Source organism: Paraburkholderia sp. J94 (assembly GCF_905220285.1).
Lineage (GTDB): Bacteria > Pseudomonadota > Gammaproteobacteria > Burkholderiales > Burkholderiaceae > Paraburkholderia > Paraburkholderia tropica_A.
On record NZ_CAJMZH010000019.1, the window covers coordinates 124,066 to 147,666 of the forward strand.

21 protein-coding genes are annotated in these 23,601 nt (G+C 63.5%); 11 read left to right on the forward strand and 10 right to left on the reverse strand.

What is annotated here, in order from left to right:
* Nucleotides 1–6: 6 nt before the first annotated feature.
* Both U4Y88_RS32235 and U4Y88_RS32240 read right to left on the reverse strand, forming a co-directional pair.
* Entirely contained in the window at nucleotides 7–1,731 is a 1,725-nt protein-coding gene (locus U4Y88_RS32235; RefSeq protein ID WP_321788866.1) for a hypothetical protein, read from the reverse strand.
* Complete coding sequence (locus U4Y88_RS32240) at nucleotides 1,728–2,450, reverse strand: IclR family transcriptional regulator (RefSeq protein ID WP_224012150.1); 723 nt, start codon at nucleotides 2,448–2,450, stop codon at nucleotides 1,728–1,730. The genes U4Y88_RS32235 and U4Y88_RS32240 overlap by 4 nt, the downstream gene beginning before the upstream one ends.
* 637 nt (nucleotides 2,451–3,087) lie before the next feature.
* On the opposite strand from U4Y88_RS32240, the gene U4Y88_RS32245 reads away from it, so the two are divergent.
* Nucleotides 3,088–4,341, forward strand: a complete 1,254-nt coding sequence (locus U4Y88_RS32245) for a serine hydrolase domain-containing protein (RefSeq protein WP_321788868.1) — start codon at nucleotides 3,088–3,090, stop codon at nucleotides 4,339–4,341.
* A 259-nt stretch (nucleotides 4,342–4,600) separates the two neighbouring features.
* Here U4Y88_RS32245 and U4Y88_RS32250 read toward each other — a convergent pair whose 3' ends face one another.
* The 3 genes from U4Y88_RS32250 to U4Y88_RS32260 all read right to left on the reverse strand — a co-directional run bounded on the left by U4Y88_RS32250 (nucleotide 4,601) and on the right by U4Y88_RS32260 (nucleotide 5,862).
* Complete coding sequence (locus tag U4Y88_RS32250) at nucleotides 4,601–5,068, reverse strand: nuclear transport factor 2 family protein (RefSeq protein ID WP_321788870.1); 468 nt, start codon at nucleotides 5,066–5,068, stop codon at nucleotides 4,601–4,603.
* A gap of 124 nt (nucleotides 5,069–5,192) precedes the next feature.
* Nucleotides 5,193–5,375, reverse strand: a complete 183-nt coding sequence (locus U4Y88_RS32255) for an anion permease (protein WP_321788943.1) — start codon at nucleotides 5,373–5,375, stop codon at nucleotides 5,193–5,195.
* On the reverse strand, nucleotides 5,365–5,862 hold the full coding sequence (locus U4Y88_RS32260) for a lactate/malate family dehydrogenase (protein ID WP_321788872.1): 498 nt from the start codon (nucleotides 5,860–5,862) through the stop codon (nucleotides 5,365–5,367). Before U4Y88_RS32260 ends, U4Y88_RS32255 begins: the two co-directional genes overlap by 11 nt.
* 384 nt (nucleotides 5,863–6,246) lie before the next feature.
* Between U4Y88_RS32260 and U4Y88_RS32265 the strand changes: the two genes are divergently transcribed.
* Both U4Y88_RS32265 and U4Y88_RS32270 read left to right on the forward strand, forming a co-directional pair.
* Nucleotides 6,247–6,600, forward strand: a complete 354-nt coding sequence (locus U4Y88_RS32265; protein ID WP_321788874.1) for a BON domain-containing protein — start codon at nucleotides 6,247–6,249, stop codon at nucleotides 6,598–6,600.
* 100 nt (nucleotides 6,601–6,700) lie between these two features.
* On the forward strand, nucleotides 6,701–7,504 hold the full coding sequence (locus U4Y88_RS32270) for a hypothetical protein (RefSeq protein WP_310632114.1): 804 nt from the start codon (nucleotides 6,701–6,703) through the stop codon (nucleotides 7,502–7,504).
* Between the two features lie 98 nt (nucleotides 7,505–7,602).
* Here U4Y88_RS32270 and U4Y88_RS32275 read toward each other — a convergent pair whose 3' ends face one another.
* Together U4Y88_RS32275 and U4Y88_RS32280 are read right to left on the reverse strand one after the other, a co-directional pair.
* Nucleotides 7,603–8,778, reverse strand: coding sequence for a porin (locus U4Y88_RS32275; RefSeq protein WP_321788876.1), 1,176 nt, complete (start codon nucleotides 8,776–8,778; stop codon nucleotides 7,603–7,605).
* Nucleotides 8,779–9,203: 425 nt separating this feature from the next.
* Nucleotides 9,204–10,505, reverse strand: a complete 1,302-nt coding sequence (locus U4Y88_RS32280) for an MFS transporter (protein ID WP_321788878.1) — start codon at nucleotides 10,503–10,505, stop codon at nucleotides 9,204–9,206.
* 265 nt (nucleotides 10,506–10,770) lie between these two features.
* Between U4Y88_RS32280 and U4Y88_RS32285 the strand changes: the two genes are divergently transcribed.
* The 4 genes from U4Y88_RS32285 to pruA all read left to right on the forward strand — a co-directional run bounded on the left by U4Y88_RS32285 (nucleotide 10,771) and on the right by pruA (nucleotide 15,864).
* Nucleotides 10,771–11,925, forward strand: a complete 1,155-nt coding sequence (locus U4Y88_RS32285) for a porin (RefSeq protein ID WP_321788880.1) — start codon at nucleotides 10,771–10,773, stop codon at nucleotides 11,923–11,925.
* Nucleotides 11,926–12,102: 177 nt separating this feature from the next.
* The gene (locus U4Y88_RS32290) at nucleotides 12,103–12,960 is read left to right on the forward strand and encodes an N-formylglutamate amidohydrolase (RefSeq protein ID WP_321788882.1); all 858 of its coding nucleotides are present in this window, start codon (nucleotides 12,103–12,105) and stop codon (nucleotides 12,958–12,960) included.
* 74 nt (nucleotides 12,961–13,034) lie between these two features.
* Nucleotides 13,035–14,036 (forward strand): LysR family transcriptional regulator, encoded by a 1,002-nt coding sequence (locus tag U4Y88_RS32295; protein ID WP_224012161.1) that lies wholly within the window; start codon nucleotides 13,035–13,037, stop codon nucleotides 14,034–14,036.
* Nucleotides 14,037–14,253: 217 nt separating this feature from the next.
* Nucleotides 14,254–15,864, forward strand: a complete 1,611-nt coding sequence (gene pruA, locus U4Y88_RS32300) for an L-glutamate gamma-semialdehyde dehydrogenase (RefSeq protein ID WP_224012162.1) — start codon at nucleotides 14,254–14,256, stop codon at nucleotides 15,862–15,864.
* 79 nt (nucleotides 15,865–15,943) lie between these two features.
* Here pruA and U4Y88_RS32305 read toward each other — a convergent pair whose 3' ends face one another.
* Nucleotides 15,944–17,617, reverse strand: coding sequence for an electron transfer flavoprotein-ubiquinone oxidoreductase (locus U4Y88_RS32305; RefSeq protein ID WP_321788884.1), 1,674 nt, complete (start codon nucleotides 17,615–17,617; stop codon nucleotides 15,944–15,946).
* A 352-nt stretch (nucleotides 17,618–17,969) separates the two neighbouring features.
* Between U4Y88_RS32305 and U4Y88_RS32310 the strand changes: the two genes are divergently transcribed.
* Genes U4Y88_RS32310 through U4Y88_RS32325 form a run of 4 tightly spaced genes read left to right on the forward strand, consistent with a single transcriptional unit; the run spans nucleotide 17,970 to nucleotide 21,432 of the window.
* Nucleotides 17,970–19,157 (forward strand): NAD(P)/FAD-dependent oxidoreductase, encoded by a 1,188-nt coding sequence (locus U4Y88_RS32310; protein ID WP_253074405.1) that lies wholly within the window; start codon nucleotides 17,970–17,972, stop codon nucleotides 19,155–19,157.
* Between the two features lie 10 nt (nucleotides 19,158–19,167).
* The gene (locus U4Y88_RS32315) at nucleotides 19,168–19,719 is read left to right on the forward strand and encodes a HutD family protein (protein ID WP_321788886.1); all 552 of its coding nucleotides are present in this window, start codon (nucleotides 19,168–19,170) and stop codon (nucleotides 19,717–19,719) included.
* A gap of 33 nt (nucleotides 19,720–19,752) precedes the next feature.
* A complete protein-coding gene (locus tag U4Y88_RS32320) occupies nucleotides 19,753–20,502 on the forward strand; it encodes an electron transfer flavoprotein subunit beta/FixA family protein (protein WP_321788888.1) in 750 nt (249 codons plus the stop codon).
* Complete coding sequence (locus tag U4Y88_RS32325; RefSeq protein WP_224012166.1) at nucleotides 20,503–21,432, forward strand: electron transfer flavoprotein subunit alpha/FixB family protein; 930 nt, start codon at nucleotides 20,503–20,505, stop codon at nucleotides 21,430–21,432.
* A gap of 191 nt (nucleotides 21,433–21,623) precedes the next feature.
* Here U4Y88_RS32325 and hutG read toward each other — a convergent pair whose 3' ends face one another.
* Together hutG and U4Y88_RS32335 are read right to left on the reverse strand one after the other, a co-directional pair.
* On the reverse strand, nucleotides 21,624–22,427 hold the full coding sequence (hutG, locus tag U4Y88_RS32330; protein WP_321788890.1) for an N-formylglutamate deformylase: 804 nt from the start codon (nucleotides 22,425–22,427) through the stop codon (nucleotides 21,624–21,626).
* Complete coding sequence (locus U4Y88_RS32335) at nucleotides 22,424–23,596, reverse strand: alpha-hydroxy acid oxidase (RefSeq protein WP_321788892.1); 1,173 nt, start codon at nucleotides 23,594–23,596, stop codon at nucleotides 22,424–22,426. The genes hutG and U4Y88_RS32335 overlap by 4 nt, the downstream gene beginning before the upstream one ends.
* Nucleotides 23,597–23,601 lie beyond the last annotated feature (5 nt).

Below are 23,601 nucleotides of genomic sequence, written 5' to 3' on the forward strand. Positions count from 1 at the left end.
GGTCGCTCACAAAGTCGGTTCGGCGGGATAAAACCAGTGCGGATCGGCGTGGCCGGACTGGAGATCTTCGGGCGTCGGCGCGCCATGAAACAGCACGCCGCGCAGGTTCCGGTTGAGGAAGTCACGCGTCTTGTCGATGCCGTGCACGCCCACGTTCAGAAGCCGCGTGATGTGCGCGGGCACGAAGCCTTCGCTCATGATGTCGGCGTGCGGCGAATGGAAATGCGTGCCGTGCAGCGCCTGCACGCGCGTGACGATGGCGCGGTGCCACGGCTGCTGGGCGAGAAACGATGCCGTGCTGGCCGTCGCGTCGAAGCGTGCGAGTTCCGCGTCGAGGCGCACGACCTGGCGCGGCAGATCGAGCGCGAGATTGATCGCGTCGCCGACTTCCTCGCGCGGGCCGCGGCGCGGTTCCTCCGCCGTCACCGACTTGTACCAGACGTAGCGCGCGGCTTCGTCGTCGAGATCCATCGCGAATGCCCAGGCGTAGTCGTGGCGCAGCATCTCGCGCAGGCGGCCTACGCGCATGGCCGGTTCGAGCCGCAGTTCCTCGTCGATCACGAGCGTTTGCGCGAGCGCGTCCGCTTCGTCGGGCACGAGTTCGATCAGCAGCGAATGCAGCGTTTCCAGCCCTTCCTGATGCACGCGGCCCGCCAGCGACGCGCACAGCGTGGCGAAAGGCGCGGCGCCGAGCGGTGCGTTGGCGCGCGCGCGATCGAGCAGCAACTGCACCTCGGCGCGTATCGTGACGAGCGCGTCCGCCACCACGTCGCTCGACGCCACCTGTTCGTAAGCGGCGCGATCTTCGCGGCGGAATACGATCGCTTTGTCGATCAGGCGCAGCAGCGTTTCGATTTGCGCGGCGTCCGGCTTCAGCACGCGCGCACGCGCCAGCGCTTCTTCGCGTATCCACAGCCAGCGGTCGATGAGCCGCGGATGGTTGTTCACGAACAGCATGAGACCCAGCGCCGAGCCGTTGCCGACGCCAAGGAAACGACGCAGCGGCGCGGCCAGTTCGACGGCGCTCGACGACGCCGCACGCGCGAGATGCGCGAGCAGATCCTGCGCGAACACGCGCATCATGTAGGCGCACAGCATCTGCGCGGACAGGGACGCACGCAGCGGATGATCGGCCTCCAGCGAGAGAAACGAGCGCGTGCCGAACGTGCCGTTGCCATCCAGCCCCGTGTTGCGCATGAGATAGCAGGTCTGCGCCAGCTCGGCGACATCGGGTTGACGGCCCGCCGCCAGCGCCTGCAACGCGTGATCGAAGAAACGCCCGCTGCGATTCGAGCGGCACCAGATCAGCGTGCCGGGCGTGGCGCGCCCTTCGTAAAGCTTCGGCATTTCCTGCTGCGTTTCGGCCAGCGCGGCGTCGCTCATGTCGCCTTCGACGAGCGCGGCCATCATGTCCCACGAGCGGCCGATGATGCGGCCCGTCCGCCCCGCCGCCGACGGCTCTTTCGAGAACACCGGAAACGTGAAGCGCCAACTGCCGATGTCGATGCGGTAGCGTGCGATGCCGTTGCCGCGCGCGTCGATGTCGAAGCGCGTGCAGACAATCGACCAGCGTTCGCGCAGCGCGCGCGTCATCAGCGAGCGCGACGCGCTCACGCGCGAGGGCTGAATGGCGGCCAGCCGCTCGGGCAGCATCAGTTCAGCGGGTGCGCGCATCTGCCTGACGAGGTCTTGCAGCCCGGTCGGCGCGGGCGGATCGAGCACGAGGCTCATTGTGCGTCTCCTTTCAAACGTGCATTGATGTTCTGCGCGGCCGCCGTGACGAGCGCGGCGCAATCGTCCATTTCGAAACCGGCGGTCGGGCCCGAAAGCGCGACCGTCGCGACGCAGTCGCCGCGTTCGTCGAACACGGGCGCCGCCACCGCCGACACGCTGCGCGGGCCGGTCATGCCGTTGATGGCGTAGCCGTCGGCGCGAATCTGCTCCATCATTGCGTCGTCGGGCAGCGCCGTGCCCGCTTCGCGCCAGCGTTCGCGCTGCGCGGGCGATGCATAGGTCGCGAGGACGCGCCCCATCGCGGTCAGTTCGAGATTCAGATGCGCACCCACACGCAGATCGGCACGCAGCACGCCGCGCGATTCCACGCGCCGCACGATCACCGCCTCGGGGCCGTCGAGCACCGCGAGCGAGGCCGTTTCGTTGCTGTCGGACACCAGGTCCTGAAGCACATCGGCGACGCGCGCGCCCAGGTTGGCCTGCTCCATCGCCGCGTTCGCATAGCGGACCATGCGCAGCGTGAGCCGATAACCGCCGGCTTCGGTCTGCTCGACGAGCCCGCCTTCCGCGAGGGTAACGAGCCGCTGCAACGTCGCGCCGCGCGCTTCGCCGACGACGCGCGCGATCTCGGACAACGACATGGGACGCGAAGCGGCGGCGACCGCATCGAGCACGTCCAGGGACTTCAGCACTGACGACAACGCACGCACTGCCATGCTTGCTTTCTCCTTTTGTCTTCTATTAGAAGACGCTGTCTTCTATGAAATACATGCTATAGATCAAAAAAAAGCGTGTCAAAGGTTTCAATTTGCGGGTTTACCAGCGCCGATCCGGCGACGGGCAATTGGCCTGCGAGGTCGGGCCGCGACTGGGATGGTGTGTGGTGAGGGGGATGTGGGCTCGGGCGAGCTGGGCGCTGCCGATAAGCAAGGTGTGTTTGGGGAGGCAAACGTGCAACGTATCGGGTCCTGAATTTGAGGCCGCGTTTAACGCGGAGATCAGGACGTTCGGATCGGGCCGGTACTGCCCGGATGCGATCGCAACTGTATGTTTTACGTCTGCGACTATCTCTTGTATCTCCCTCGCTCACATACGATGCCATCTTAAGTTTCTGCTGCAGAGTGACGGCGGCGCACGCATCAGCTGATTCTGCAAATAACACGCCAGATACGCAATTCACCTCCTATAGTTCTTCAGCACGGCCGCAAAGAAGATCGAAGTGCAGCGCGATCTCCTGACATCGCCCAGTTCGGTTTGTGCGCGCCCGTGAAGCAGCCGATATTCAGCGATGCAGAACCAGCCGCTCGACTGGCCACCATGACATAGCGTCACGATCAGGAAGGGAAAAAAGCAATGACAATGCCGCCCTTTACTACGTATCCCGCGCGTGCGCTTTCGCGTGGCTTGTGCGCAATTGCACTGGCAACCGGAATCGGCGTGACGGTTCCAGGTTGCGGTGGCAACGTCACGTCAACATCGAGCGAGCCGGCATTTGCCACTGCAGCGCGCCCCCAGATCAACACCTTGCTCGCAGACACGATGACGTCGGGTGCCGTCGTGTATGTGCAATCGCCAAACGGCGACTGGCTCGAATCGTTCGGAACGGCAGTGCGAGGCACGAACACGCCGATACCGACGACCGCTCACTTTCGCGTCGGCAGCGTGACGAAAACCTGGACTGGCACGGTGATTCTGCAACTCGTGCAGGAAGGCAAGCTGAGCCTGAGCGATCCCGTCAGCAAATACATCGCGAACGTGCCTAACGGAGACGAGATCACGATCGAGCAGTTGCTGACGATGCGCAGCGGCCTCTACAACTACTCGACGAGTCTCGCGTTCAATCAGACGCTCGATGCGCAGCCGGGCAAAGTGTGGACCACCACGGAACTGCTGGACATCGGGTTCAGCCAGCCGGTGTACTTCGCGCCGGGTGCCGAATTTCGCTACTCGAATACGAACACGGTGTTGCTCGGACTCATCATCGAGCAGCTAACCGGCATGAGCGCCGCAGATGCAATGAAGGCGCGTCTTTTTGCGCCACTGGGTTTGACCGATACGTTTCTTCCGCCGCAGGACGATACATCGCTGCCCGCGCCGGCACCGCATGGCTACCAGTGGGGCACCAATGCCGAGACGACTAATAGCGAGGCGCTCTCCCCTGAACGTCAGGCGGCCGCGAAGGACGGGACGCTGCAACCCACCGATGTCACGTCCGTGAACACCTCCTGGGCCTGGACGGCCGGCTCAGGAATCTCGACCGTGAAGGAACTCGCGGCCTACGTACAACGGATGGTGGGCGGTGGCTATCTGAACGCCGATCTGCAAGCACAACGGCTCGCCAGTTGCGTGTCGGTCGAGCCGTCGGACCCGACGGCCGCCAGTTACTGCCTCGGCCTTGCCAAATTCGGGACGTTTTACGGACACACAGGCGAAATACCTGGATTCAATACGTTCATGGGCTACGATCCGGCGACGAAAACGACGATCGTCACGTGGGCGACGACGGCGTCGGCGCCCGATGGCCACGCGCCCGCGAACGAGATCGCAAGGATCCTCATGGGAGAACTCAGCAAGGCATCGGAAGTACCGAGCGAGGGGCGGCCCTAGTTGAAGTGAAGCGGCTCGCTGCCGTTGACGATATGCAAGTGCGGATACGAACGAGAGCGTCGACACGGGCGCTCCCGAAGATGCCCGGTTGCTGTCCGTTCGCTGACACCCCGACCGGCCCGTCATACGATTTGTCAGCGTGCAGCGAAACAAGCACTCTTTTCAACAGCGCCGCTGCTCGACTTGTTCTTCTCCAATCCTTCAACCGATGCGGTTGCCCATCACTCTGCGGAGATAAGTTTCAGGCCGCGAGTCGTGCTCAATTCCCTTCGGGCATCGCCGACGAATGATGGCTGGTGATCAGCCAACGGTGGCCGTTCCAGCCGTAGGTAAACGTATAACGAGCCTTGACCACGGTACCGTCCGCGTACTTGAAGGTGTATAGCCCCGCGTCGATAGCGCTGTTGCATTCAATCATGACGAAACGGAAATCGATGGCACCGACGGGTTTGTGTTCGAGGAAGTGCTTGAAATAGTCTTCCTTTTCTTCGGCGGTCACGCGTGGCTTGTTCGATACGGTCGGCAGCAGGATCGAACGCGGCGCATAGTTCGCCACGACCTTCGCCGCGTCGCCGGTCTTCAGCGAATCGTTCCAGCGATCGAAGAGTGACGCTATCTGCTTTTCCGTTGCAGGATGGCAAGCTTCGGTCTTCGCGTACGCGTTCGCGTGGACAACGACACCGAGCGCCACAGCCGCCGCTAACGAACTCGACAGGCAGAATTTCATGGCTCACCTCGTTTGGAAAATGAAGATCCCCATCGCATAGATCCGCGCGCCTCTGTTCCGCGCCAGGCATGCGCGCCGCGAGATGTGGCGGATTTCACTCGCCCGGTCGCGCCGCTCATAGCTCTCAAACGTGACAGAGCAGCTTCCACCAAAGCGGGCCGACCACCAGCCAGATGAACATATAGAGGAGGCTCATCAGAAAGCCCGCCTTCCACCACTGGCCCTGCGGGACGTAACCCGCTCCGAACATGACCGGCCCCGAACCGATCCCATACTGGGTCAGGCAACCGTTGATATTACTTAGGATACCGAGCGAAACCGCCGCCGTGAAGCGAGCGCAATCGCCCCGTGTCGAGCGAAGTGCCCGTGCTGATCACCCGCTCCTTCGCGCAGCGAAGGCGGTCGAGGACGATGCCCGCCAATACGTCGCAGGGGTTGCTGGCGATGATGTAGATCGCGTGAGGAGCATGTGGCGAGATGCGATCCACGATCTCCGTCGCGATATCCGCGTTGATACGCGCGAGATCGAGGCGCGTCTGCCCGGGTTTCACGCCGACGCCAGCCGTGATGACGACGACGTCCGCATCGCGTGCATCGTCATAGTCTCCGGCATGGAAGCGGTTATGCCCCCAGAACGCAGCGGCATGAGCGAGGTCCATGACCTGCCCTTCCGCCCGCACTCGCGCGACGTCGATGATGACGATTTCCGCACTGGGGATGGTCACGGCCACAAACAGTGCAGCGGACCCGCCAACCAGTCCCGCGCCGACAATGACGATTTTCGGTTGGTGCATGGTGTGCCCCTTCCGCATCCCGATACTTCGTACGTTTGAACCCGGTCTTCCGGCAGCAGACTTCGTCGTGCCGAACGCGTAATCGCGTCGAAAGCATCCATTGCGACGCGATCAGCTTTCTCCCTGCAATCCGCTAGCAGGAAAAGCGTCAAATCCATCATATGCCGCGCATTCAAAGCGGGATATTGGACCTTGGTCCAATAGTGCTGAGCAGTCGTCGCGACAGGTCGAGCCGTATTACCGCTTCTCGCTATGTACGTGCTTCATCGCGGAGCAGTTTCGTAGTTAAACGCTCATATCAAATCGACCAGGGGTACTTTGCTTGAAGCGCAGTGTTGACTATCTTTGACTCACACCTGGCGCCGCCGAACAGGAGGGACGATTATGAAAGCATGCAGCTTCGCGAGTCTGATTGTCGTCGTGGGATGCGTGACGTCGGCGCCAAACGTCCACGCACAAGCTGCCAGTGCCGGGCCAATGACGTCGAGTTCAGTTGCTGGCCCTGGCCAGCCCGCGCCAACGAACAAGCAACTGGCGCGCGATGTACGCAAGGCATTGTCGAAAGCCCCCCATTTCGCCGTCTCGAACGTGTTCGTCACGGCGCGCGGCGGTGTCGTAACCTTGTCCGGCAGCGTGCCGGACGGCCCTCAGATTCAGCAGGCCTCGGATGTTGCGATGCGCGTGCCGGGTGTCACGTCGGTGAATAACCATCTGAATATCTATACGAGGGGGTATTAGCGCGTCCCGGCACAGCGTGATGATCCGCCCAGCGCAATGATGGTCAATGCGTACGAATCAGCGAAAGTAAGGGAATGCTGCATCTTTCGGAAGGAGTGCCATGTATCCGTTTTCTTCCGCAATCATGGTCCTGTCGCTCCTGCTGCTTGGCACGCTGCTCGGTGTGCTCGCACGACCGCTACTGCCCGAGGAGCACAAGGCCCAGCAGACCGTCCAGCTCGTACAACTCGTCGACGGCATGCTCGTGACCTTCGCTGCACTCGTGCTCGGTCTGATGACCGCTTCGGCGAAGGGCACGTTCGACAATGCGTCCGATGATTTCAGGGCGCTTGCCGCCGACATCGTTCAATTCGACGCCACTGCGTATGAGTACGGCGCCGAAGCCGACCCTATCCGTCACCTGATGAAGGCCTATCTCGCGGCGACTATCGCCAGCACCTGGCGCCATGAAACGCCACCGCCCGGCAACGACTACCCGCGGAGCCTGCCCGCCAAGGACGTGAGCGAAAATCTCGATGATGTCGATCTGGACCGGATGCTCAGGTCAGCGGGCGTCGCCTGGCGACGGCTGGTCGCGCACGACCGCAGCCATCAGGATCTACTCGACGAAGGCCGGGATCAGTTTGGGCGCATTGTGCAGGCACACTGGAAACTCATACAGGAAGTCCACAGCTCGATTTCAATGCCGTTTTTCATGACGCTTGCGTTCTGGCTGTTTGTGATTTTTCTGAGCTTCGGATTGATGGCGCCGCGCAACCCCTTAGTGCTGGTCTCCATCACTCTGGGCGCAATTTCGATCGCCTCAGTCGCCTATGTGATCGTGGACCTCGACACGCTCTTTCGAGGAATAATCGTCGTCTCCAGTCAGCCGCTGCGCGACGCACTCGCCTCGCTTGCGCATTAGAATTCGCAAGGGATACGTGGCGCGTCTGGATACTCAATCAAGGTCAATGAGAAGATCACCGCATTTTTCCCGCGGATTCTTTCTCGCAACTACCCGACTCAGAAGCGATGCCGCATGCCGATCGTCACCGCGCCCTGCTTTTCTGGAGTTGTATTGGATGTGGCGGGTAGACCGTTCAGATAAGCGGGCACGTTGCCGAAATTTCGGCTCACATGCTGATAATTGCCTTGCAAATAGACATCCGTACGCTTTGACACCACATAGTCAGCTTGCGCGGAGACAGTATTGAAAATCGGGGCGACGCCTCCTCCGAAGTCAGATCGCGTATAGGTGTACGCCGCGGCAAGCGTGATAGCCGGTGTCAATACGTATCTGACGTTACCCTCGAAATTCTGGAAACGTGCGCTATTGGCGCGAAAGGCTATACCTGCCGACGTGCCGGATGCCCCCGAAGAAACCCCACCGCCAAGCGCATCCGATAAATTCGTCTGCGTGTAGACAAGGCCAGCCGTCAAGGGGCCGTAGACGTAGCTCAATCCGCCGCCGAAAGTACGTTGCCGCCCGGCGAGAAAGGTCCACTCCCCGGTTTGCGCACCACTTGCGCTTGAACTCGGTCCGTTATTCGAGAATACCGTCGAGGTGATGTCGTTGTTCAGTTGCAGGTAGCCGGCTGCCACCGTGAAACCGCTCCAGACGTACGACGCACCGAAACTATAGGCCCGATTGTTCGCGAATTCGGTGCTGTTTGAAAACGAATACGTAGCGCCGAATCTGAATCCTGCATAGTCGATGCTCGCGTATTTGACCGTATTGTTGAATCTGATTGAATTGTTGAGATTATCGTTATCAAAAGGGTGTGCTGCGGTCGTGCCACCGAACTGGGTACCGGTAATCGAGAGCGGTGCGAGGTAGTCAACCACACTATCGTACTGCCGCCCAAGTGTAAGCGCGCCATATTGATCACTCGCGACGCCCACAAAGGCCTGTCTGCCGAACATACGACTGGATTGGGATGCACTGCCGTTTGTGATACTAAAGCCATTCTCCAGTGTGAAGATGGCCTTCAACCCACCGCCAAGATCCTCCGAACCACGCAACCCCCAGCGGCTGCCGTTGACGGCCCCGCTTCTCATTTGCCAGGCATTCTCGTCGCCCCCACGCACGTACGTGATACCTGCGTCAATCAAGCCATACAAAGTGACGCTGCTTTGCGCATGGGACACTGTCACGAAGGTGACATAGATTAGCGCGGCGGTGGAGATCTTATATTGCATTTTTTCACACTAGATGGATATCTGATTTTGTAGAAACCATTCATGCAAAATGAATTTTGTCTCGAAGAGACAATAAACGTCCCGCTCCCATGACTCATCTATTTCGGATAGCTGAAAGTCATATTTCCAACCAGACAGGATGCGCTTTCGTCGAACAAAATATAGCTCGCGACAGTTTGTCAATGTCGCCAAAATATTCGTCTGTACCGCCATGCATCTTCGGCGGATCGATAGAAAGAACCGTGACGGATGCGTCTGTACGTCTGGTGCATACGCAACCAGTGCACATATGTGGTACTTCATCGTGCCCGCGGGCCATTGCGGGTGAGCGAGATCGCGGTACGTTCAGAGAATATGTATTTCGCAAAGTGTGCGATTTGTCGTCTACCCACGTGGTGCAATTGTCCATCGCCAGCTAGCCAGCGTCATACGGACCTTTCGCCCCATCTACCCGCCCATGCCAACATCAGACACGACAACGCGTTGAAAACGAAAATCCCCTTCGTGCCAAGCACGGTCATGAATACCGACGCGATCGCCGGTCCGGTCATGCCGCCAATCGAAAACATCACGAGCAGAAGCGACGAAATCGCCACGCGCAATGTCGGGTCGATGCGGTCGTTGGTATCGGCGGCCACGAGTCCATATTGCGTGAACGTCACCGCGACATACGCAATCGCGCCAATCCAGAGAAACACGCCCTCATGAAAGATGACGAGCGCCAGACTCAATGCCGTCGACATAAGCGCGAGGCGTGACACGAGCACGCGCCGATGGTAGCGGTCGGAAAGCCGTCCCATCGGCCGTTGCGTCATCAACGCTCCCAGCAGGCACGCGCCCATGAACAGCGAGAGATGCGATGTCGAAAAGCCCGCACGAACGAGGAATACCGGCATCAGCGAGTAAAAGCCGCTGTAAAGAAAGCCCGTGAGGATGCAACCGGGGACCGCGAGCGGCGTCGCCCTCGTCAACGACTTCAGGATTTCGAACCAGGTGTGCTCGCGCGAGGGATTGATCGCATCGTGACTTTGGGTTTTGGGCCAATTGGAGAGCAGCGCCACAGGAATGATGGCGGCGGCAAACAGCACCGATGCCAGGGCGAATCGCGTCGTACCGCCCGAGTCCGAGATATTGAGCAGCAATTGCCCCGTGCACAATGAAAAATAATTGATCGTCGAATAGGTACCGAATATCCGTCCTCGATTGAGATTCGACGCCGTGCCTTGAATCCAGCTTTCGATCGACGAAAACAGGCCCATGAATGCGAAACCCGTCGCGAGGCGAATCATCGCGAGTACGGGCACGAAATCGAAGGCGCCGAACGCCTGCGTGAGAATGGTGGCCGTGGCGGCGAAGGCGATAAACACGCGGTGCTGACCGAAGCGGTCAATCAAGCGGCGCGCCGTGAATGCGCCGAGCAGAAAGCCGAGGTAATAGCAGGACTGGATGAGCCCGACGGCAAGCGTCGACGCGCCATGCTGAACCAGCCGCAGCGGAATCAGCGTTTGAAACAGCCCGTTGCCGAGAATGAGCATCGCCGCGCCAATCAGCAGTCCTGCAAGCGTGCGGTATTCATCAGGCGTTTTCGGCGGCGCATCGGTTCGTGGCGCAGCGCGCTCGTCCAGTGTAGCGATCACCGTGCCGCTTGCGTCGGACACCGCGTTTTCCGCCAGATCGAAGGACGCGCGATGCGATAACGCGCCGGCGTCCGTTTTTGCTTCCCTCATCGTCCCCGTCCGTCGTGCTGATGCGAATGGGCGCACGCGCCCCGCGGAATAGAGCGCTGCGCCGCGCGGTGTTTCGCGCTGCGTCGCCCTTCGCGAGATTCGTCGAGAAGACGCACTGTCACGCGAATATCACACGCGCTTATCTTCAGAATAAGTGTCACGCGGCCTTGAACGGCGCACTATTTTGACTTCCCTACTCTGAGATCGGCTGACCTCGCCCATGGCGTCGCCGGCGTCCTTCCACTTCAATCGCAGAGACCAACACATGCAAAGAACCCTATTTGCAGCGGCTATTTCGCTCGCCTTCGCGACGGCCGCACACGCCCAAAGCTCCGTCACGCTGTACGGCCTGATCGACGTCGGTATCGCCTATACCAACAATGCGGGCGGCCACAGCCAGTATCAGATGAGCAGCGGCAACATCCAGGGCAGCCGCTGGGGCCTGCGCGGCAACGAAGATCTCGGCGGTGGACTCAAGGCGCTGTTCGTGCTCGAAAACGGCTTCAGCATCACCACGGGCAAACTGGGTCAAGGCGGCGATGAATTCGGACGCCAGGCGTACGTGGGCCTGTCTTCCTCGAAACTCGGCACGCTCACGTTCGGCCGCCAGTACGATTCCGTCACGGACTTCACGTACATGTTCGAAGCCGCCAACGTCTGGTCGCCCTATTTCGGCGCCCACCCCGGCGATCTCGACAACCTCAACGGCACCAACCGCGTCAACAATGCGATCAAGTACAAGAGCCTCTCGTATGGCGGCCTGACGTTCGGCGGCCTCTACAGCCTCGGCGGCGTGGCGGGCCAGTTCAACCGCAACCAGATCTGGTCGCTCGGCGCGAACTACGCGCACGGGCCGCTCGTGCTCGGCGTCTCCTACCTCAACGTGCAGGACCCGAACTATTCGTACTTCGGCAACAACTCGACGTCGAGCACCACCGGCTCGAACATGACCGCCAGCCGCGTGTATTCCGGCTACGCTTCGGCGAAGTCGCAACAGGTCATCGTCGCCGGCGCGCAGTACACGTATCAGTCGGCGACCTTCGGCGTCGTGTACAGCAACACGCAGTTCAAGGACATCGGCACGCTGGCTGGCCTGCCCGCCACGGGCGCAGGCGGCACGGCGAAGTTCCACAACGTCGAAGCGAACTTCCGCTATCAACTCACGCCGACGCTGCTGCTCGGCGCCGCCTACGACTACACCAAGGGCTATGGCGTGAACGACGCGCAATATCAGCAAGGCGTGATCGGCGCGGATTACTTCCTGTCGAAGCGCACCGACGTCTACGCGGACGCCGTCTACCAGCACGCATCCGGCACCGATTCCACGGGCGGAAAAGCCGTGGCGAACATCAACTTCCTCACGGCCTCGACGACGCAAAACCAGGTCATGGCGATCGTCGGCATGCGTCACCGTTTCTAGTCGCGGCGCGAACGTCGGCGCATTTGCGTAAGCAACGCTTATGGATAGGAACAGGCGCGCTTAGGCACCGGCGTTTTGCATCGGGTTGAGCTACCGTGGGCTAACGCGCGCCGCGCCCACGGCTGGCGCGCGCCGCGAGGCGAATCAATCGCACAAGCGAACCCGAGGGTATTGAACATGCAGAGCCAGGCTTTCGGGCACGTTTTTCGTGCCGATTCTCCCGTCGTTCTCGTCACGCCGCATAGCGGCACGCGCATTCCCGCCGACCTGTTGTCCCACGCGGCATGGGCGGCCGTCGAGGGACGCAGGGCCGATCCGGCCGGGCTCGCGCTCGAAGCCCTGGCCGCGAAGCGCGGCATCACGACGATCGGCGCACGTTATCACCCTTGCGTCATCGACTTCAACGTGGCGACGGAAAACCGGCCGCTCTCGCTGCGCCTGAGCCGCAGCGGGCTGTGCCGCACGCATACGTCGCGCGGCGAGCCGCTGTACGACGGCGCGCATCCGCCGTCCGAGCGTGAAGTGGAAGCCCGCGTCGACCAATACTGGCAGCCCTTTCATGCGGCCGTCGCCGAGGAAGTCGCGCGCCTGCGCGGCTTGCACGCGAACGTGCTGCTGCTCGTCTCGCATGCGAGCTACTGGCTCTCGCCGTACCGCAACCAGAGCGGCGCGCTCGACTGCAACATCGGCAGCCATCGCGGCCATTCATGCGACCGGCAGCTCGTTTCCGCGCTCACCGATACCGTCGGCGAGCATGGGCGCTCGTGGGTCGTCAACGGCAAGGTCGCGGACGTGTTCGCCGCGCAGCACTATGGCGCGCCCGGCGACGGCATCCACGCGATCGAAATGGAGATCGCGGGCCGCTGGCGCACCGCGCTCGAGTACGAGAGCGAGCAACCGGAGACCGCCGAAGCCACGGCCACGCTCGACGCCTTGCTCGACGCGCTGGAGCGCGCCGTCGCGCGCTTGCCGGCCGCGCGTTCCGCCCCGTCTGCGCGGCTGGATCCGATGCAGGCCGACCGCTTTTCGAGGTGACGCACGCGTACCATTCCTAATAGGGACGCCCGAGCGCCCGTGTTAACATTTTGGCTGTCACGTCGCAGGCGACCATGAAAGAAAGCGCACCTGAACACTACCCGGACTGGGACCTGCTCGCGAGCTGGGTTGCCGTCGTCGAATCGGGTTCCATCTCGGACGCGGCCAGCCGCCTCGCCATTTCACAAGCGGGCGTTTCGCAGCGGATCAAGGCGCTCGAAAACATTCTCGACACGACGCTGCTCGATCGCGCCACGCGCCCCGCGCGCCCCACCGCCGCCGGTCAGCGTCTGTTCGAACACGCGACGGTGCTGCTGCAAGGCGCCGACCAGATGGTCGAAGCCGTGCGCAACGTCACGCGCGCGAAGCGCGTCGTCGTGCGCCTCGGCTGCGTCGATTCGTTCGCAGCGACCATCGGTCCGATCATCATCAAGGCGCTTGCGGGCACCTCGCATCAAATCCGCTTGTGGTCGGGCATCACGCCCACGCTCGACGCGCAGCTCGAAGCGCGCCAGCTCGACATGGCGGTGACGACCACCGAGCTTTCGCAGGCGCCCGGCATCCGCCGCCAGAAGCTGTTTTCGGAGCCGTATGTGGTCGTGCTGCCGCGCAGCTTCGAAGTGGACCGCTTCACGACGCTCACGGAACTGAGCCGCCAGCTCCCGCTGATCCGCTATAGCGCGCGTTCGGTCATTGGCCAGCACGTCGACGCCTATCTCGCGGGCAATGCCGAAAACATCGAGCGCACCTGCGAATTCGACGCCACCGATCCGATGCTGAGTCTCGTCGCGGCCGGGCTCGGCTTCGCGGTGACCACGCCGCTCTGCCTGTGGCAGTCGCGCCATTACGTGCCCGATCTGCGCGTGGTCGCGCTCTCGTCGTTCTCGCGGCACGGACGGCCGTATCAAGGGTTGAGCCGCTCGTTCTTTCTCGCCTCGCGCGAGAATGAACTCGGGCATCTGCCCGCCGATCTCTACGATCTGCTCAAGCGCGCCTTCGAGCGCCAGGTCTCGCGCGACATCGCCAAGGCGCTCGCGCTCACCCCCGAAGAAGTCTGTATCGCCGACGACGAGTGAGACGCGCCGCGCGCCGCGCAGTCGCCCGGCGCAGGGCCGTTCCATAACACGCGCCGATCCAAAGCATAAGTCGCGGTTTAGCAACGCCCGGTTTGCCGCCTGGCCACTAGTCTGGACACTGAGCCTCGCCTTCGGCGGAAACCGGCGCCCAGCGCGGCACCGGTCGAGCAACCCAGCGCCGGCGGTGTTTTCGAATCCCCTTCCTTAAGGAGCCAGTGTGATTTCAGGTCCTCAATTCCCGCTGCCCGCGAACGAAGCCGAAGTGCATTTCGGCACGGGCACGCAGGCACAAGCGGAACTGCGCAAGGCGCTCGAACAGCGCGACGTCGTCGAGATTCCGACCGTGATCGACGGCAAGCGCTATTACTCGAACGATGTCGTCGAAGTGCGCGCGCCGCACGACACGCAACGCCTGCTCGCCCGTATCCACCGCCCGACCGAATCGCAGATTCAGGAAGCGATCGCGAGCGGCAAGCGCGTGGCGAAAGACTGGGCCCGACTCACGCACGCCAGCCGCGCGACCATCCTGCATCGCGCCGCCGATATCATCGCGACGCGCTCGCGCATGAAGATCAACGCCGCGACGATGCTCGGCCAGAGCAAGACGGTCGAGGAAGCCGAGCCGGACAGCGCCTGCGAACTGATCGACTTCCTGCGCTTCAACGCCTATAACGCCCAGCGCGTGTACGCGGAGCAGCCGATGTCGGTCGCGACCGCCGCGAACCGCGCCGACTGGCGTCCGCTCGAAGGCTTCGTCTACGCGGTGTCGCCGTTCAACTTCACGGCCATCGGCGGCAATCTGACCACGGCGCCCGCGATCATGGGCAATACCGTGCTGTGGAAGCCCTCGGAAAAGTCGGCGCTCGCCAACTACATCTTCTTCGAAGCGCTCGAAGAAGCGGGCCTGCCGCCGGGCGTCATCAACTTCGTGCCGGGCGAAGCGGAACTCACCACGCGCGTGGCGATGGCCTCGCCGGATCTCGCGGGCATTCACTTCACCGGTTCATCGGCGGTGTTCCAGTCGCTCTGGAAAGGCGTCGCCTCGAAGGTCGATTCGTTCCGCACGATTCCGCGTCTCGTCGGCGAAACGGGCGGCAAGGACTTCGTGCTCGCGCACGCCTCGGCGCATCCGTCCGAAGTGGCCATCGCGCTGATTCGCGGCGCATTCGGCTATCAAGGCCAAAAGTGCAGCGCCGCCTCGCGCGCCTACATTCCGCGCAGCCTCTGGTCCGCGGTGCGCGAGGAACTGCGCGCGCGTCTCGCGGAACTGAAAGTCGGCGACGTCGCCGATTTCAGCACGTTCATGGGCGCGGTGATTTCCGAAGCCTCGCACCAGAAGCTGAGCCGCGTACTGGCCGCCGCGAAGGACGACACGGGCGTGAGCTTCGTGAGCGGCGGCAAGACCTGGTCGGAGCCGGGCTACTTCGTCGAGCCGACCGTGCTCGAAGTGAGCGATCCGAAGCACGCGCTGATGACCGAAGAACTGTTCGGGCCGATTCTCTCGGTGTTCGTCTACGAAGACAACGCGTGGAGCGACACGCTCGCGCTGATCGATTCGACGAGCCCCTACGCGCTCACCGGCTCGATCTTCTGCACCGACCGCTTCGCGCTGCATCAGGCCGAGGACGTGCTGGTCAACGCGGCGGGCAATCTCTATCTCAACGACAAGCCCACGGGCGCCATGATCGGCCAGCAGCCCTTCGGCGGCGGCCGCGCGAGCGGCACGAACGACAAGGCCGGTTCGTATCTGAACCTGCTGCGCTGGGCGTCTCCTCGCGTCGTCAAGGAAACATATCTGCCCACGCGCGAGTGGCGCTTCGGCGCGTGATCGCGCGCTAGCCTCAATGTCCCGGCCTCGCCGGGACGTCCCCAAAAAAAGGGCTCATCGTGCGATGAGCCCTTTTGCATTACATGTTCGGATAGTTGGGACCGCCGCCGCCTTCGGGCGTGACCCAGACGATATTCTGCGTCGGGTCCTTGATATCGCAGGTCTTGCAGTGAATGCAGTTCTGCGCGTTGATCACGAGCGCACTCTCGCCGTTTTGCTCCTGCGTGAACTCATACACGCCCGCCGGGCAAAAGCGCGCTTCCGGCCCGGCATAGCGCGCGAGGTTCACGCTCACGGGAATGGCCGCATTCTTGAGCGTGAGATGCGCGGGCTGATTCTCTTCGTGATTCGTATTCGAGAGAAACACCGAGGAAAGCCGGTCGAATGTGAGCTTGCCGTCGGGCTTCGGATACTCGATCGGCTTGCATTGCGCTGCGGGACGCAATGTTTCGTTATCCGAATGATGATGATGAAGCGTCCAGGGCACGCGTCCGCCCAGCAGCTTCTGCTCGACGCCCACCATCAGGGTACCGACGTACAGCCCCTTGCTCATCCACTGCTTGAAATTGCGTGCGCGATGCAGTTCTTCCTTGAGCCACGATTGCTCGAAGTCTTGCGGATACGCGTCGAGCGTGTCGTTGCTGCGGCCCGCTTGCAGTGCGTCGAACGCGGCTTGCGCGGCCATCTTGCCCGAAGCGATGGCGGCATGGCTGCCCTTGATGCGCGAGGCGTTGAGCATGCCCGCCTCGCAGCCGATCAGCGCGCCGCCCGCGAACACGAGCTTCGGCATCGACATGATCCCGCCCGCCGCAATCGCGCGTGCCCCATACGATAGACGCCGCCCGCCTTCGAGAGAACGCCGGATCGCGGGATGCGTCTTGTAGCGCTGAAATTCCTCGAACGGCGACAGATACGGATTCGTATACCCGAGCCCGACGACGAAACCCACCACCACCTGATTGTCGTTCAGGTGATAGAGAAACGAGCCGCCGTAGGTATCGCTTTCGAGCGGCCAGCCCGCCGTGTGAATCACGAGCCCCGGCTTGTGCAAAGCCGGATCGATCTCCCAGAGTTCCTTGATGCCGAGTCCATAGACCTGCGGATCGGCGTCTTCGTCGAGCTTGAAACGCGCGATGAGTTCGCGCCCGAGATGGCCGCGCGCGCCTTCCGCGAACAGCGTGTAGCGCGCATGCAGTTCCATGCCGAGCTGGAAATTGCCGGTCGGCTCGCCGTCCTTGCCCACGCCCATGTTGCCCGTGGCCACGCCGCGCACTGCGCCGTTTTCGCCGTACAGCACTTCCGCCGCCGCGAAGCCCGCGAAGATTTCCACGCCCAGCGCTTCGGCCTGCTCCGCGAGCCAGCGCGTGACATTGCCGAGGCTCACGACATAATTGCCGTGGTTCTTGAAGTTGTCGGGCAGCAGCCAGTTGGGCACCGGCTTCGCGCCGCTTTCGGAGAGAAACAGAAAGCGGTCTTCGGTCACGGGCACGTCGAGCGGCGCACCGCGTTCCTTCCAGTCGGGAATCAGTTCGTCGAGCGCGCGCGGGTCCATGACCGCGCCCGAGAGCGTATGCGCGCCGATGGCCGAGCCCTTTTCGAGCACGCACACGCTCACTTCGGCGTTGCGTTCCTGCGCCATCTGCTTGAGACGAATGGCGGCGGACAAACCGGCCGGCCCTCCGCCGACGATGACGACGTCGTACTCCATCGATTCGCGCGGGCCAAACTGCGCTGCGAAGTTATTCGTGTTCATTTCGACCGATATGTGACTGTGCGGGACAGCCGCGACGCGCGCATCGACACGCGCGCCGCGGCCTTGTGGATGTCCCGGCACGCGCCGCGCGAAACGGCACGGCCGGACTGCGATCCATCGTACGTCGCCGGGTGCCGGATGCGCGCGGCATCACCATCGCTTATGCAGCAATCAAGCTGACGTTAGTCTCGCGACCACGGAAACGGCCCGCAACGCCCGAAAAACGCCCCTTTCGCCCCGCCAGCTCGACGCCCACTTTTACTAATCATCGATCCTGCTTATATTCCCGGCCCGCGGTTTATGGCGCTCCACACTTCGCCCATACGCTTTTGTCAGAAAAGGACAGGAAACCGTGGACAAATATGATGTGGTCGTGATCGGCGCTGGCGTGATCGGCAGCTCCGTTGCATTTCAACTCGCGAAGCTCGGCGCGAAAAACGTGCTCGTGCTCGATCGCGGCACGATCGGGGCGGGAACGACGTCGCAGTCGTCCGGCATCCTGCGCACCCATTACTCCGTCAAGGAGAACGTGGAACTCGCGCTCAAGAGCTGGGACGTCTTCAACAACTTCTCCGCCTATCTCGGCGACGAGGAAGCGTCCTGCGGACTCGTCAAGTGCGGCTACATGATCGTGGCGAGCGAGGGCGACAAGCTGGAGCCGCTGCGCGCGTCGCTCGACCAGCAAAAGGCCCAGGGCGTGCCGCTCGAACTGCTCGATGCGAAGGCCGCGCACGAACTGCTGCCGATCGCCCGTTTCGACGACGCGGCGCTGATCGGCTACGAGCCCGAAGCCGGTTTCGCCGACGCCTACCTCGTCGCCACCAGCTTCGCGCGCGCCGCGCGGCGCGGCGGCGTGACCATTCGCGAAAACGTCAGCGTCAACAAGATCCTGTTCGAAGGCAATCGCGTGGTCGGCGTGTCGACGAGCGCGGGCGACTTCGCGGCAGGCACCGTCATCAGCACGCAGAACATCTGGACGCCGGAACTCGCAGGCTGGACCGGCCGCGACCTGCCGGTGATGCCCGAGCGCCATGCCGTGCTCGCGCTCGAATGCGACGCGGCGAAGTACACGTTCTCGATGCCCGTCTTCAAGGATCTGGCCTCGCCCGGCATGCTCTATTACCGCAGCTACGGCGGCAGCCAGATGCTGGTGAGCGAAGGCATCGTCGGCGAAAAGCTCGGCGCCGCCGAAACCGAACAAGGCGACATTCCGATGGACTACGTTGTCGAAGTCGGCGCACAGGTGGCCGAGCGCTTCCCCGCCTACGAGACGGCGGGCATCGCCTCGTCGTGGACCGGCGTCTACGACGTCACGCCCGACTGGAATCCCGTGCTCGGCCGTCTGCCCGGCATCGAGGGCCTCGTGGTCGGCTATGGCTTCTCGGGCCACGGCTTCAAGCTTTCGCCGACGGTGGGCCGCGTGCTCGCCCAGGAAGCGCTCGGCCTGCCCACCGACGTCTCGCTCGCTCCGTATTCGATCGAGCGCTTCGCCACGGGCGCGCTGCTCACGGGCAAGTACGGCCTCGGCGCCGTCTCGTAAAGACGCGCCGATGACCCAGCCCGCAGTGCGCGCGCTCGCGGCGCTTCCACTGGAAGCGTGGCGCAACGGCCGCGGCAAGACCCGCACGCTCGCCGCGCGCGCGGGCGCGTGGCGCGTGAGCCTCGCCGACGTCGAACACGACGGCCCCTATTCGCGCTTCGCGGGCATGACGCGCCTGTCGCTCGTGCTGAGCGGCGCGGGCGTCGTGCTGCGCGAAGGCGCGCTCGAAGTCTCGCTCGCGCCGAACGAGGCGGTGGCCTACACGGGCGATGCGGAGTGGCACGCGCGTCTCGTCGGCGGCGCGGTCAGCGTGCTGAACGTGATGAGCGCGACCGGACGTTACGCCGTCGCCGCGCGGCTGCTCGACGGCCCCGCGCGCGTGCCTGCCGGCCTCACCGCACTGGTGATCGCGCTCGACGGCGCATGCCGTTGCGGTGCGAGCGGCGAGCTTCGGCCCGGCGATTTCGCCACGTTCACCGAACTCGCCACTGCGCTCGACATCGTCCCCGATACGCCGCAGGCCCGCGTCGTTCTCGTGACGCTCGCGCCCACGCATGAATGAACGAATGCATTTGAGTTTTCCGAGGAAACAAGCATGAAAGTGATTACCGCAGTCAAGCGCGTCGTCGACTACAACGTGAAGGTTCGCGCGAAGGCGGACGGCAGCGGCGTCGATATCGGCAACGTCAAGATGTCGATGAACCCCTTCGACGAGATCGCCACCGAAGCGGCCACGCGGCTCAAGGAAGCGGGCCACGCGAGCGAAGTCGTGGCCGTTTCGTGCGGCGTCGCGCAAAGCCAGGAAACGCTGCGCACGGCGCTCGCCATCGGCGCGGATCGCGGCGTGCTCGTGGAAACCGCCGTGGAACTCCAGCCGCTCGCCGTGGCGAAGCTGCTGAAGGCCGTGATCGAGAAAGAGCAGCCGCAACTGGTGATTCTCGGCAAGCAGGCCATCGACGACGACGCGGGCCAGACCGGCCAGTTGCTCGCCGCCCTGCTCGACTGGCCGCAAGCGACGTTCGCGAGCGCCATCGAAATCGGCGACGGCACGGCGACCGTGACGCGCGAAGTCGACGGCGGCCTCGAAGTCGTGTCGCTGCGCCTGCCCGCCATCGTCACGACCGATCTGCGCCTGAACGAGCCGCGCTACGTCACGCTGCCCAACATCATGAAGGCCAAGAAAAAGCCGCTCGACGTGCTGACGCCCGAGCAGCTCGGCGTCGATCCCGCGCCGCGTCTGAAGACGCTCAAGGTCGTCGAACCGCCCGTGCGCCAGGCCGGTGTGATCGTGCCGGATGTGGCGGCGCTCGTCGACAAACTGAAAACCGAAGCGAAGGTGATTTGAATGACCACTCTTGTGATCGCCGAACACGGCGAAGGCCAGCTCAAGCCCGCGACGTTGCATACGATCGCGGCCGCACAACAGATCGGTAACGGCGTGCACGTGCTCGTGACGGGTCACGCCGCCAGCGCCGTGGCGCAAGCCGCGAGCCGCGTGGCGGGCGTCGGCCAGGTCGTGCTGATCGACGCACCGCATCTGGCTGATGCGCTCGCCGAAAACGTCGCCGCGCAGGTGCTCGCGCTCGCGCCCGACTACACGCATGTGCTCTTTCCCGCGACCGCATTCGGCAAGAACGTCGCGCCGCGCGTGGCCGCGAAGCTCGACGCCTCGCAGATCTCCGACGTGATCGCAATCGACTCGCCGGACACGTTCCAGCGCCCGATCTACGCGGGCAACGCCATCGCCACCGTGCAATCCGCCGACGCCGTGAAGGTCGCGACGATCCGCACGACCGCGTTCGAAGCGGCGGCGAGCGAAGGCGGCAACGCAACGGTCGCCGAAGCGCCCGCGCTGCCCGACAGCGGCCGCTCCTCGTTCGTGCGCCGCGAGATCGCCACGAGCGACCGGCCCGACCTGACCTCGGCGCGCGTCGTGGTGGCAGGCGGACGCGGCCTCGGCAGCGCCGAGGACTTCGCACGCCTCGATCCGCTCGCCGAAAAGCTCGGCGCGGCCATCGGTGCATCGCGCGCGGCCGTCGACTCGGGCTACGCGCCCAACGATCTGCAAGTGGGCCAGACCGGCAAGATCGTCGCGCCAGAACTGTACGTGGCGGTCGGCATTTCGGGTGCGATCCAGCATCTCGCGGGCATGAAGGACTCGAAGGTCATCGTCGCCATCAACAAGGACGCCGATGCGCCGATCTTCGGTGTGGCCGATTACGGCCTCGTCGCCGATCTGTTCGAAGCTGTTCCCGCGCTCGCGCAAGCGCTCTGATATCTCGCGGCCCGCGCGCCGCGTTTCTCTTTCTCCGTTTCTCGTTCTCCGTTTCTCTGCCTCACGCAGAAGCAGGATTGCCGTCTTCGCGATGTCGTCGCGAAGACGGTTTTTTTATGCGCGACTGCCCGGCGCAATAAAAAAGCGGGCCATGCCCGCTTGTGTTTCGAAACCTGAAAGAAGGCTCGCGTTCAGCGCCCCAGCTTGCGCACCGCTTCGAATCCCGCTGTCACCATGCGCTCGACCACAGGCTCCACCGCGTCTGCCGCTTCGGGCAGGTAAGCGAACGGCGACGTCTCGCTCATATACGTCGACTGACACATTTCGAGCTGCACCGCATGCACGCCCTGTTGCGGCTCGCCATACGCACGCGTGTTGTAACCGCCCTTGAAGCGCCCGTTGGCGATCCACGTGAATGGCTGATCGCCGAGCGTCGCGGTGATCGCGTCGAGCACGCTCGCGTCGCAACTAAGCCCGCTGTTCGTGCCGAGGTTCAGGTCCGGCAGCTTGCCGTCGAACAGACGCGGCAGCACGCTCGCAATCGAATGCGCTTCCCACAGCAGCACGGCGCCGAATTCGGCCTTCAGTCGATCGAGTTCCGCGCGCAACTGCGCGTGATACGGGCGCCAGTAATGGTCGAGACGTCGCGCGATCTCGGCGGCGTCCGGGCCGCTGCCGTGACGATAAAGCGGCTCGCCGCGAAACGTTTCGGTCGGGCACAGGCCCGTGGTCGTCTGGCCGGGATAAAGGCTTTCGCCCGAGGGCGGCCGGTTCAGGTCGATCACGTAGCGCGACACGCGCGCGCCCAGCACCGACGCGCCGAGCTTGTGCGCGAACGCGTAGAGACGGTCGAGATGCCAGTCGGTATCGGCGACTTCGCCCGCAACATCGGTCAATTGCGTGCGCACCTCGTCGGGAATCGCGGTGCCGAGGTGCGGAATGGAAACGAGCAGCGGCACCGTGCCGGGCTGGAAATCGAAGATCGGAGCAGTCATGCGGGAGTCGTCGTGGTGACGTTGAGAGGAGCCGCATGCGTGGCGAGCCGGTCCGCGGTCAGCGCGGCCATGCTCGTGCAGCCGAGCAAACGCATGCAGATGTCGAGTTCGTTGCGCAGCAGCGCGAGCACGCCGCGTACGCCGTCGCCGCCGTTGGCCGCGAGTCCGTAGAGCGGCGCGCGGCCGAGCAGCACGCCGCGCGCGCCCAGCGCCACGGCTTTGGCAATATCGCTGCCGCGCCGGATGCCGCCGTCGACGAGAATGTCCGCGCCGCGCGGCGCAATCGACGCCGTGTGCGCGAGGATGTCGAGCGGACTTTGCGCGCCATCGAGTTGCCGCCCGCCGTGATTCGAGAGCACGACGCCATCGGCTTCGTGCGCGAACGCACTCGCGGCATCCGCGGCGGTCTGGATGCCCTTGATGAAGATCTTGCCGTGCCAGTGGCGGCGCAGCCAGGCGATATCGCGCCAGTCCAGCGACGTATCCATCTGCCTGCCGAGCGCCGCAGCCTGCGCCTCGATGCCGGGGCCGAGTTGAGCGCTGCGCGCGAGATTCACGAGTTGCGGCACGCCGTGAACGCCGACCGTCGCGAGCCAGCGCGGATGCCGGGCGATATCCCAGAGCAGCGTCGGCGTCCAGCGCAGCGGCAAGGTGAAGCCCGTGCGCGCGTAATGATCGCGCTGCCCGGTGACGGGCGTGTCCACCGTGAGCAGCAGCGTCGAAAAGCGCGCGGCCTGCGCGCGCGCCATGATGTCCTCGGCGATACGGCGATCCTGCTGCACATAGAGTTGCAGCCAGAGATCGCCGTCCGACGCCGCGCGCACGTCTTCGAGCAGACTCGTCGACGCCGTCGAGAGCGCGAACGGCAGCCCCGCCGCGTGCGCCGCGCGCGCGAGCGTCTCTTCGGCGCCACGGCAGTACAGCCCGTTCAGCCCCGTCGGCCCGATCACTGCGGGCCACGCCGCCGGATTGCCCGCGAGCGTCGTTTGCGTACTGATGCGCGAGACGTCGACCAGCACTTGCGGCGCGAACGCGATCGCCTCGTAAGCGGCGCGATTGCGGCGCATCGTGACCGCGTCTTCGGCGCCGCCTTCGAGATACGACCAGGCGAAGTCCGGCAGATAGCGCCGGGCCGACTCGCGATAGTCGGCAACGTTGGAATGCACCATCGTCG